Below are 10,954 nucleotides of genomic sequence, written 5' to 3'. Positions count from 1 at the left end.
CTTCGCGTCGAGCAGCTGGACCGGCCGCTCGGGCTGTGGACGCGGCATCCGCGATTCTCCTGGCAGATCGCCTCGTCGACCAGAGGCGTGGTCCAGCGCGCGTACGAACTGGAGATCCGCAGCGTCCGGACGCCGGAGCAGGTGATGCGGACGGGAAGGATCGAGTCACGCGATTCGGTGCTCGTCGCCTTCGACGGCTTCGAGGCGGACTCGGCCACCGAGTACCGCTGGCGCGTACGGTGCTGGGTGGACGCTGCGGACGAGCCGACAGCCTGGGCCGGATCGACGTTCGAGACGGCACTGCTTCGCGCCGAAGACTGGCGCGCCCGATGGATCCAGCCCCGGCAGACCCCGGTGCGGGCGGACGGCGCGGCGAGCTTCGAGGAGCTCTTCACGCTGCGCATCGACAGCCCGCCGGAGGACCGGCTGCTCCCCGCGCCGTATGTGCGTCAGCGATTCCGACTCGACGGCACCCCGGTGAGGGCACGCCTCGCGGCGACCGCGCACGGCATCTACGAGGCGCAGATCAACGGGGCGCCGGTGTCGGACGAGCTCTTCGCGCCGGGGGTCGAGAGCTACGACATCCACCTGTCGTTCCAGACCTACGACGTGACAGACCACGTCGTCGCGGGCGACAACGTGCTCGGCGTCGTCCTGTCGGACGGCTGGTTCGCCGGCCGCGTCGGCATCCTCGGCTCGAGCCGGGGGTACGGCGACACGCTGAAGGTGCTGTGGCAGCTCGACGTGGACTACGCCGACGGCCGGCGGGCGACGATCGTCTCGGACGGCACCGCCGTGTCTTCGACCGACGGGCCCATCCGCTATGCCGACCTCGCGGTCGGCGAGCGCTACGACGCCCGCATCGCCTGGGACGGCTGGAGCACCGTCGCCTTCGATGACTCCAGGTGGATGCCGGTCGCCGAGGTCGACGTCGACCAGCCTCTCGTGCCGTTCGTGGGCGAACCGGTCCGGCGTGTGGGCGAGGTGCCTGCGACGCAGATCCTGCACACTCCCGCCGGAGACACCGTCGTCGATTTCGGCCAGGTGATCGCCGGGCGGGTGCGGTTCCGGGTTCGGGGCGAGCGAGGCCGGATCGTCCGGCTGGAGCACGCCGAAGTGCGCGATCAGCACGGCGAGTACTTCCAGAACATCGTCGGGCCGAACAAGGATCAGACCGACGTCTACGTCCTCAGCGGGCACCCCGACGGCGAGAGCTGGGAGCCGTCCTTCACCTTCCACGGATTCCGCTACGTGCGCATCACCGGGTTTCCGGAGTCCGTCACGGCCGACGACTTCACCGCCGTCGTCACCTCGTCGGACCTTCCCGTCATCGGACGGTTCGAGACGTCGGACGAGCGGCTGAACAGACTGCACGCCAACGTGCTGTGGAGCCAGCGGGCCAACTTCCTCTCCATCCCGACCGACTGCCCGCAGCGCGAGCGGTACGGCTGGACGGGCGACCTGCAGATCTTCGCCGCCGCGGCGGCCACGAACATGGCGGTCGGTCCCTTTCTGTCGCGGTGGCTCAGGATCGTCCGCGACGATCAGCTGCCCGACGGCCGGATCATGAACATCTCCCCCAGCCCGCCACAGCTGGATCACCTGATGGACGGGCCGGCGCCCAGCTACGACGACCCGATCATGCTGCTCGCCTCATCCGCCGGCTGGGGTGACGTCATCGCGATCGCGCCGCTCGTGCTCTACCAGCACTTCGCCGATCGTCGGGTGCTGGCGGAGAACTACGCCGCGATGCAGGCCTGGGCGCAGTACCAGATCGACAGCGCGTCGTCCGGCCTTCCGCCTCGCCTGACGGGTGCTGTGCTCTCGCCGGAGCAGCGCGGGCGGCAGCGATTCCTGTGGAACAACGAGCCGAACTTCGGCGACTGGCTCGCCCCCAGCACCCTGAAGGGGCCGGAGGCGAGTCAGATGACCGCGCCCCGACGCACGGGCGAAGTGATCGGCTCGCTGTACCACGCCCATCTGATGGATCTGATGGCCGAGATCGCCACCATCCTCGGACACTCTCACGACGCCACGCGATACGCCCTGCGGGCGGCGGGCGCGCGCGAGGCGTTCGCCGCGGAGTACATCGACGCGGACGGGCGCATCCCGGGTGGCCTCCAGGGGCCCTATGTCGTCGCGCTCGCCTTCGGCTTCGTACCCGACGACCGCAAGGCGGATGTCGTCGCCCGGCTCGTCGAACTCATCCACGACGCCGGCGATCACCTCGACACCGGCTTCCTCTCGGTGCCGTTCCTGTTGGACGTCCTGTGGGACAACGGCCATCGCGACCTGGCACGCACCCTCCTGTTCCAAGACACGGCCCCGTCGTGGCTCTACCAGGTGGCGCGGGGCGCCACGACGATGTGGGAGGGGTGGGAGGCCATCGCGCCCGACGGCACGGTGACCGACCTGTCGTTCAACCACTACGCGTTCGGCTGCGTCGACGACTGGCTCTATCGGCGGATCGCGGGCATCCAGCTGGAGGGACCGGGATATCGCGAGTCCCGTATCGAGCCGGATGTCGTCGGCCCGCTCACCCGCGTCTCCGCAGCGGTCCAGACACCCTACGGCGCGCTGGCCGCCCGGTGGATCAGGACCGACGCGGGTCAGGTCGAACTGGTGGTGACCGTGCCGCCCAATGCGACGAGCGCCATCCATCTGCCCGAGACCGCGCGCGACATCCTCGTGGACGGCCGACCGGCGGGCGGCGGAAGCCCCGGGGTCATTCCCGTCGGCTCGGGCGAGGTGACGGTCACCTTCGGCCTCAGCGCACCCGTGGACTGATCCGACGCCGGCGACCGCCGGGATCTGCACCGAGCTCACCGGAAGTCCCTCGCCCGGTGCTGCACGCCCACGCGCAGGTCTTCGAACGCGTCGGCGATGAGGTTCGTCACCCCCTCGGTCGAGCGCTCCAGCAGACCCCGCACGATCAGCGCCGGCGAATCCCGCACGACGCGGCGGTAGCGGTTCCAGACGCCGAGCGAGCACACGATGTTGACGAGGCCGTGCTCGTCCTCGAGGTTGATGAAGGTGATCCCGGATGCCGTCGCCGGGCGCTGCCGGTGCGTCACCAGCCCCGCCACCTCGACCCGGCGCCCCGTCTCTGCGGTGCGCAGCTCGCGCGAGGTCAGCACGCCGCGCGCGTCGAGGCCGGAGCGGTAGTGGGTGAGCGGGTGGTCGTCGGTCGAGATGCCCGTGGCCCACAGGTCCGCCGCCAGACGCTCGTAGCTCGTCGGATCGGGGAACAGCGGGGGCTGCACCGCGATGAGGGAATCGGGCAGGAACTCGGGACGATCCTGCGCCGCCGACCCTGCCAGCCAGATCGCCTCACGACGGCTGACCCCGAGGCACTCGAACGCGCCCGCCGTCGCCAGCGCCTCGACCTGCGCGGCCGTGATGCTGGTGCGGCGCACCAGGTCGCGCAGATCACGGAACTCTCCCGCGGCGTCGCGTGCGGCGACGATGCGCTGTGCGACCGTCGCGCCGATGCCCTTCACCCCTGCCAGCCCCAGTCGCACCGCGAACCCCCCGTCGCGACGGTGCGCCGCCGACTCGTCCGGAGCGTGCAGGTCGAACGTGCCGACCGGCGGCTGATCCCGCTGCAGGCAGGAATCGAGGCCGGTCGGCGCGAGGGCAGCGGGCGCGGCATCCACCGGCTCGAGCACCGCCTCGACACCCGAGGCGTGCAGATCGGGGCGGCGCACCTCGACACCGTGGCGCCGTGCGTCGGCGGTGAGGGTCGCGGGCGAGTAGAAGCCCATCGGCTGCGCGCGCAGCAGCCCGGCGAGGAACGCGCCCGGGTAGTGCAGCTTGATCCACGAGCTCGCGTACACGAGCAGCGCGAACGACAGCGAGTGGGACTCCGCGAATCCGAAGTTCGCGAACGCCTGGATCTTGGCGTAGATCGCGTCGGCCTCCTCGCCGACGAGACCGTTCGACGCCATGCCGGCGTACAGCTTCTTCTTCAGCGAATCGATGCGCTCGACCCCGCGCTTGGAGCCCATCGCCCGGCGCAGCAGGTCGGCATCCTCGCCGGTGAGCCCCCCGACGGCCATGCCCATCTGCATGAGCTGCTCCTGGAACACCGGGATGCCGAGCGTGCGCTCCAGCACCGGCACCAGCTTGGGGTGGGGATAGGTCACCTTCTCCTGCCCGAGCTTGCGCTTGACGAACGGATGCACCGCGCCGCCCTGGATCGGACCGGGGCGGATGAGGGCGATCTCGATGACGAGGTCGTAGAAGCGTCGCGGCTGCAGGCGCGGGAGCAGCCCCATCTGCGCGCGCGACTCGACCTGGAACACGCCGATCGAGTCGGCGCGGCACAGCATGTCGTAGACCGCCTTCTCTTCCTTGGGGATCGTCGACAGCTCCCAGTCCTCGCCCGTCGAGGCGCGGATCATGTCGAAGCAGTACTGCAGGGCCGCCAGCATCCCCAGCCCCAGGAGGTCGAACTTGACCAGCCCCATCCAGGCGGCGTCGTCCTTGTCCCACTGGATCACGGTGCGGTTCTCCATGCGGGCGTGCTCGATCGGCACGACCTCGCCCACCGGCCGGTCGGTGAGCACCATGCCGCCGGAATGGATGCCGAGATGCCGGGGCGCCTTCAGCAGCTCGCCGGCGAACTCCAGCACCTGATCGGGGATGTCGTGGCCGGCGCCGGTCTCGAGCAGCGCCCCCCAGCCCTCGATCTGCTTCGACCACGCGTCCTGCTGACCCGGCGAATGGCCGAGCGCCTTCGCCATGTCGCGGACGGCGTTCTTGGGCCGGTACTGGATGACATTGGCGACCTGTGCCGCCCGGTCGCGCCCGTACTCGCGGTACACCCACTGGATGACCTCTTCGCGGCGGTCCGAGTCGAAGTCGACGTCGATGTCGGGCTCCTCCTCGCGCAGGCTCGACAGGAACCGCTCGAACGGCAGGTCGTACCCGATCGCGTCGACCGCGGTGATGTCGAGCAGGTAGCAGATGGCGCTGTTGGCGGCCGAGCCGCGCCCCTGGCAGAGGATGCCCTGGCTCCGGGCGAACTGCACGATGCCGTGCACGATCAGGAAGTAGCCGGGGAAGTCCTTCATCTCGATGACGCCGAGCTCCTTCTCGATGCGAGCCCGGTTCTCCTCGGTCAGGTTCGGATACTTGCGCGGCACCGCCTCCCACACCAGGTGCCGCAGCCACGACATCGGCGTATGCCCCTCGGGCACCTTCAGCTTCGGCAGCGCCGGCTTCGCCTTGCGCAGCGGGAACGCCAGCTCGTCGGCGAGCGTCACGGTGCGGGCGACCGCATCGGGGAACCGCACGAACCGCTCCGCCATCTCGGCCCCCGACCGCAGGTGCGCGCCGGCGTGGGCGGGCAGCCAGCCGTCGAGCTCGTCGAGTCCGCGGCTCGCGCGCACCGCCGCGACCGCGGCCGCCAGCAGCTGCCGCTTCGGCACGGCGTAGTGCACGTTGTTCGTCGCGAGCAGCGGCAGCCCCCGCTCCCGCGCGAGCCCCGCCAGCACGTCGTTGTCGCGCGAGTCGAGCGGGTTGCCGTGGTCGATGAGCTCGACGTGCACGCTGTCACGACCGAACAGCGCCACGAGCCGGTCGAGTTCGCGCGCCGCCGCATCGAGGCTCTCTGCCAGCGCCCGCCGCACCGCCCCCTTGCGGCATCCGGTGAGCACGGCCCACTGCCCCTCGGCCTGCGCGGCCAGCTCGTCGAGGTCGTAGACCGGCCGCCCCTTCTCGGCGCCCTGCAGCTGGGCGTGCGTGATCGCCCCGGCCAGCCGGTGGTACCCCTCTTCTCCCCGGGCGAGCACGAGCAGGTGGGTGCCCACCGGATCGGCCTCGCCGTTCTGCGGCTTCGGCAGCTCGAGCGACAGCTCGGCGCCGAACACGGTCTTCAGGTGCAGCGCCTCGGCGGCCTCGGCGAACCGCACGATGCCGTAGAACCCGTCGTGGTCGGTCACCGCCAGGGCGTGCAGCCCCAGGCGCTCGGCCTCTTCTGCCAGCTCTTCCGGCGACGACGCGCCGTCGAGGAACGAGTACGACGAATGCGCGTGCAGCTCGGCGTACGGGATCGCGTCGGCCGGGCGCTCGATCGCGGGGGCGACATACGGTCCGCGCTTGTGCGACCACGCCGGACTGTCGCCGCCGTCCGCGCCCACCGGCGGGCCACCGGGACGGCGGCGGCCCGACAGCACGCGCTCCATCTCGGACCACGGCACCCCGGGGTTGTTGAAGCCCATCAGCCCGGCTCCCTAGTCATACGTCGCCTCCGCGGTCCAGGCGTCGCCGTCGCACACGAGCAGCCAGGCGCCCCCGTCGGCGTCGACGACCTGGAACCGGTGCGCACGGCGCGAGCGCGCGGCATCCCATCCCCGCTCGACCACCGGCCACGGCCCCGCCCACGCCTCGATCGCCCGCCGCCGCCCGCTCTCTGTGAGGAACGCCGGCACTGCCGACACGGTGCCCCGTTCGTCCACGTCGACGAGCTCGCCGCCGAGCGCGCGCACGTCGACCGGCACCGGGTCCGCGAACACCGTCGTCGGCAGCGGATCGGGCAGGCTCCCGGGCCACGGCCGTGCGCGCTGGGCAGCGAGACCGCCCACACCTGACCCGGCGGCGCCGCGCGCGCCGGGGCGCCGGTCACGTGCGTCCTTGTCGCGCGCATCCCTGTCGCCCCAGGGCACGAGGACCTGCCGCTCGGCCAGCCACCGCCCGCCGCCGATCACGGGCGTGAGCACACCGCGATGCCCCAGCATCGCCTGCACTCGCGAGAGCGCGTGGTGCACGCGCTGCTCGGGACCCCCGCCGAACAGCGCCGGAGCGTGATGGGATGCCGCATCCACCGCTTCGGGAGAGATCCGCACCAGTGCCACGCCGCTGCGCAGCCCGCGGACCGCCGTGTCGCCGGCGCCGGCGGCATCCACCGCTCCCACGTCCTCGGCGAGCTGCCAGCGTACGCGGTCGACGATCGCCGGCGCGTCGAACGATCCGGGATGCAGCCACACCCGCTCGCTGCGCTCGCCCCGGTCGCCGACGAGCTCGACGCGCAGCTCGGTGCACACGAGATCGACCGCACCGAGCCCTGCCACGAAATCGTCGGCCGTCACACGCATCGCGAACGCGACCTGGTCGGCGATCTCCAGCGGCGGCTCGAACGCGACCTCCCGCTGCAGCTCCGGCGGCGGAGTGCGCGGCTCGACGGGTCGCGAATCGTGCCCGGCCGCCAGCGCATGAAGCCTCGCCCCGCGTTCGCCGAACCGCTCGCGCACCCGGTCGGGGTGCATCTCGGCGAACCCGCCGAGGGTCTGCACCCCCAGCCGTGCCAGCAGTCCGACGAGGTCAGCCGCCCCCTCCTTGCCGGATGCCCCACCCGCCGCCGCGTCGAGCACCGCGACCGGCAGCGGCGCCAGGAAGCCGGCCGCTCCCCCGGCCGGCACCACGAACACCGGATCATCGGCGCTCGTGCCGCCGCGCGCCGCCTGCTCGGCGGTGAACGGGCCGTCGGCGATCCCCGCCCGCACCCCCTCGAGGCCCTGGTCGCGCAGAGCCCCGAGCAGCATGCGCGCCGCCTCGACCTCGCCGCCGTAGTACCGCGCCGGCCCCCGCGCGCGCAGCGCGCACAGCCCCGGTCGCACCAGCTGCACGCCGGGCGCACGCTCCTCGATCAGCGCCACCACCGGCGCGAACGCCCGCTGATCGCGCGCCGCGTCCGCCGCCACGATCGTGAGACCCGGGCAGCGCGCCTGGGCGTCGCGCCGGCGCTGCCCGCGCCGCACCCCCTCCGCCCGCGCCGACGCCGAGCACGCCACGACGAGGTTCCGTTCGACGACGGCGAGAGGATGCCGCCTCCCCGCGTCGTCCTGCGCCACGGTGCCCGCCTCACGGGCGATCGCCGTGACCGGCCAGTCGGGGAACCACAGCACAAGGCTCCGCACCGGCGCCAGCGGTGCCATGTCACCCCACCGCCCTGGTGAGGCTCGCGTCCTCCGCGACGGAGCGCAGGGACTCGGCGGCGCCCACCTGCTGCAGCGACCGCATCCGCTCCGGCACGGCAGACACGTGGCCCGCGGCATCCGGAAGCATCACGCGCGTCCGGCGGGACCTCGGCCAGCGGCGGCTCGACGAGGTGATCGTCACCTCTCGCCCGGAGAGGTACCCGTGGCCGCGGCCCACACCCTCCCACGTCGGCTCGCCCACCTCGAGCACCGCTTCGGCCTGCGGCCACGGACCCTGCACGAGCAGCACCGCGCCCCGATCGCGCAGCCGCGCCGCGAGACGCGCGATCTCACCGTCGGCGGCGCGCCCCGACGGCCGCACCGCGACCACCGGCAGCACCTCGGCCACGGTCGAGGTGACCGCGAGCCACCGGGCTCCCGGATCGGGGATGAGCACGAGCCGCGCCAGGTCGACGCCCAGCCCCTCGGCGGCCTCGGCGCCGAGACGCGGCACGCCGATCACCCCGCACCACGAGCCGGACTGCGACGGCTGCGCGAGCAGCGCCAGAAGCACCGAGGTCGACCGTGGCAGCGAATACGCCGCGCCCGGACGCAGCCCCCCGCCGGGAAGCAGCGAGGCCAGCGCCGGAAGCACGGGCAGCACCGGCGCATCCAGCCGGCGCCCCTGCACGCGTTCGAGCTGGGCGCGCAGCGTAGCGACAGTGCCGACCTCTGGCGTGGTAGTCGCAGTGAGCTGCACGATCGCCCCCATCTCACAATGTTAGAACAGATGTTCTAGCACCTCAATCGATGGGGGCGACCTTACCTGCTGCTTCCGACAGTTATGTTCGAGAGTTCCACCGCGCGACGCGGGGGCGCCGCACCGATCACCACCCCCGCCAGCACGAGCGCCACGCCGATCGCCTGCGCCGCCCCGAACGCCTCCCCCGCGACAAGGACGCCCAGCACGACGCCCGTGACGGGGTTCAGGAGTCCGACCACCCCCACCACGCCCGGCGAGAGCCGCCGCAGCCCCGAGAACCACGCCACATAGGCCAGCGCCGTCGCGACGAGCGTCAAGTACGCGAACCCGATCGCGGACGGCGCCGTGAGCACCGGCGGCGCGCCCTCGACGAGCACCGCGACCGGCACCAGCACGATCGACCCGCCGATCAGCTGCCATGCCGTCATCGGCAGCGCCGGCACGTCCGGACCCCACCGGGACGTGAGCACGAAGCCGACCGACGACGCCACCATCGCGCCGAGCGAGGCCGCGATGCCCCACGGATCAGCGCCGTCCGCGTCGAATCCGAGCATCACCGCGACGCCGACGAGCCCGACGACCGCTCCGACGACGGCCGCGGCTCGCGGCCTGCGGTGCAGCAGCAGCCAGGCGAACAGCAGCATGCACGCGGCCGACGTCGACATCAGCGTCGCGGCCAGGCTCGACGGGAGTCGCTGCCCGGCGACATAGACGAGCACGAAGAACCCGCCGACATTCAGGGTGCCGAGCACGAGCGAGCGCCACCACCACGAGCCTCTCGGCAGCCTCCGCGCGAGAAGCAGCACGATGAGCCCTGCGGGCAGTGCGCGCAGCACGCCACCCCACAGCGGAGCGTCCGCGGGCAGCAGCTGGCGCGTGACGACGTAGCCGCTCCCCCACGCGATCGGCGCGATCGCCGTGACGAGGATCCATCGCCATCGCTTATCTTCCATGGAAGACATTTTATCTTACCGGGAAGGTAAACTGGCCGCATGTCCGGAGCACCCGCCACCGCCGACGCCGAGAACACGGTCGACAGGGTCGCCGAGATCCAGGCCGAATGGCGCCGCGAGCGCCCCGACCTCGATCCCGCGCCCCAGGGCGTGATCGGACGCCTGCACCGGATCGCGCTCGCCCTCACCGAGCGGCTGGTCGCCGTCTACCGCGAGTTCGGACTCAGTGAAGGCGAGTTCGACGTGCTCGCCACGCTCCGGCGTGCAGGAGCGCCGTACGAACGACCCGCCGGCGAACTCGCCGACCACACCCTCGTCACCACGGGCGGACTCACCAAGCGCGTCGACCGCCTCGAAGCACGAGGCCTGGTCGCACGCCGGACGGAAGCATCCGATGCACGCAAGCGCCTCGTGCGACTCACACCGGACGGGCGGGACCTCATCGACCGGGCGATCGCCGCCCACCTCGACAACGAGCGCAGGATCCTCGACGCACTGGGCGAGGCCGACACGGCCGCGCTGGAGCCCATCCTCACCCGCTGGATGCGCACCCTCGACGCCGACTGACCCGCCGGCGCCGACGCCTCACGCCGCGAGCGTCAGATACGGCTCCCACCGGGGATCGGTGCGCTCGGTGCCGCGCACCGTCCACTGCGCCCCGCGCGGCGGACGCGGTGTGAACCGCAGCTCCCAGTCCATCTCCTGCGGCGTGCGGTCGCCCTTGACGTTGTTGCATCGCAGACAGCACGCCACGAGGTTCTCCCACGAATCCGCACCGCCCCGTGAGCGCGGCAGCACGTGGTCGATCGTCGACGCCGACTTCCCGCAGTAGGCGCAGTGGTGGTTGTCTCGCCGCAGCACGCCCCGCCGCGTCACCGGCACATGGCGACCGCCCGGAACACGCACGTAGCGGGTCAGGATGATCACGGCCGGGCGTTCATACGAGCGTCTGGTCCCCCACACCGGATCCATCTCGGTGTGCTCTATCACCGTCGCCTTCTCGTTCATGACGAGCACGAGGGCTCTCTTGAACGACACGACCGCGAGCGGCTCGTAACCTGCATTCAGCACCAGTGTGCGCATTGATCATCCTCTCGAACGGCCGGAACGGCTTTCCGGTGATTCGAATCACATGACGATCAAGGGCTCAGGGGCATGAAAAAAGGCGCTGTCTCACAGACAGCGCCCACGCGCCACGGCAGTGCCGCGGCATCCACTCATGCAATGCCGGAGGACGAGCAGTCCGAGCGCATCCATGGTTCGGATGCGTGGTGTGCAGCCCATCGGCTCCCTCCGCTCTCTCAGCGTCGGGATTCAGG

The 10,954-nt window shown here is 71.7% G+C and carries 7 protein-coding genes; 2 read left to right on the top strand and 5 right to left on the bottom strand.

What is annotated here, in order from left to right; genetic code table 11:
- Positions 1 to 2,787 (top strand): family 78 glycoside hydrolase catalytic domain (locus tag ACTHNQ_RS16880; protein ID WP_440335114.1); only part of this gene is annotated, 2,787 nt, incomplete at its 5' end.
- 35 nt (positions 2,788 to 2,822) lie between these two features.
- Here the strand turns inward: ACTHNQ_RS16880 and ACTHNQ_RS16875 are convergent.
- From ACTHNQ_RS16875 to ACTHNQ_RS16860, 4 genes are read right to left on the bottom strand one after another with little or no spacing between them, the layout of a single operon-like run.
- Complete coding sequence (locus tag ACTHNQ_RS16875; protein WP_440335113.1) at positions 2,823 to 6,224, bottom strand: error-prone DNA polymerase; 3,402 nt, start codon at positions 6,222 to 6,224, stop codon at positions 2,823 to 2,825.
- Between the two features lie 12 nt (positions 6,225 to 6,236).
- Positions 6,237 to 7,937 (bottom strand): Y-family DNA polymerase, encoded by a 1,701-nt coding sequence (locus ACTHNQ_RS16870; protein ID WP_440335112.1) that lies wholly within the window; start codon positions 7,935 to 7,937, stop codon positions 6,237 to 6,239.
- Position 7,938: 1 nt separating this feature from the next.
- On the bottom strand, positions 7,939 to 8,691 hold the full coding sequence (locus tag ACTHNQ_RS16865; protein ID WP_440335111.1) for a hypothetical protein: 753 nt from the start codon (positions 8,689 to 8,691) through the stop codon (positions 7,939 to 7,941).
- 50 nt (positions 8,692 to 8,741) lie between these two features.
- The gene (locus ACTHNQ_RS16860) at positions 8,742 to 9,635 is read right to left on the bottom strand and encodes a DMT family transporter (protein ID WP_440335110.1); all 894 of its coding nucleotides are present in this window, start codon (positions 9,633 to 9,635) and stop codon (positions 8,742 to 8,744) included.
- Between the two features lie 39 nt (positions 9,636 to 9,674).
- Between ACTHNQ_RS16860 and ACTHNQ_RS16855 the strand changes: the two genes are divergently transcribed.
- The gene (locus ACTHNQ_RS16855; RefSeq protein WP_440335109.1) at positions 9,675 to 10,202 is read left to right on the top strand and encodes a MarR family winged helix-turn-helix transcriptional regulator; all 528 of its coding nucleotides are present in this window, start codon (positions 9,675 to 9,677) and stop codon (positions 10,200 to 10,202) included.
- An 18-nt stretch (positions 10,203 to 10,220) separates the two neighbouring features.
- On the opposite strand, the gene ACTHNQ_RS16850 is transcribed toward ACTHNQ_RS16855, so the two are convergent.
- The gene (locus ACTHNQ_RS16850; RefSeq protein ID WP_141893865.1) at positions 10,221 to 10,718 is read right to left on the bottom strand and encodes an HNH endonuclease; all 498 of its coding nucleotides are present in this window, start codon (positions 10,716 to 10,718) and stop codon (positions 10,221 to 10,223) included.
- Between the last annotated feature and the right edge of the window lie 236 nt (positions 10,719 to 10,954).

This window comes from Microbacterium sp. (genome assembly GCF_051953575.1).
Taxonomy (GTDB): domain Bacteria; phylum Actinomycetota; class Actinomycetes; order Actinomycetales; family Microbacteriaceae; genus Microbacterium.
The sequence above is the reverse complement of the archived record's forward strand: the minus strand, read 5'-3'. Positions and strand labels throughout refer to the sequence as shown.

Coding starts and splice junctions, on each gene's coding strand:
- ACTHNQ_RS16850 (WP_141893865.1), bottom strand. CDS start 10,718: ATGCGCACACTGGTGCTGAATGCAGGTTACGAGCCGCTCGCGGTCGTG.
- ACTHNQ_RS16860 (WP_440335110.1), bottom strand. CDS start 9,635: ATGGAAGATAAGCGATGGCGATGGATCCTCGTCACGGCGATCGCGCCG.
- ACTHNQ_RS16865 (WP_440335111.1), bottom strand. CDS start 8,691: ATGGGGGCGATCGTGCAGCTCACTGCGACTACCACGCCAGAGGTCGGC.
- ACTHNQ_RS16870 (WP_440335112.1), bottom strand. CDS start 7,937: ATGGCACCGCTGGCGCCGGTGCGGAGCCTTGTGCTGTGGTTCCCCGAC.
- ACTHNQ_RS16855 (WP_440335109.1), top strand. CDS start 9,675: ATGTCCGGAGCACCCGCCACCGCCGACGCCGAGAACACGGTCGACAGG.
- ACTHNQ_RS16875 (WP_440335113.1), bottom strand. CDS start 6,224: ATGGGCTTCAACAACCCCGGGGTGCCGTGGTCCGAGATGGAGCGCGTG.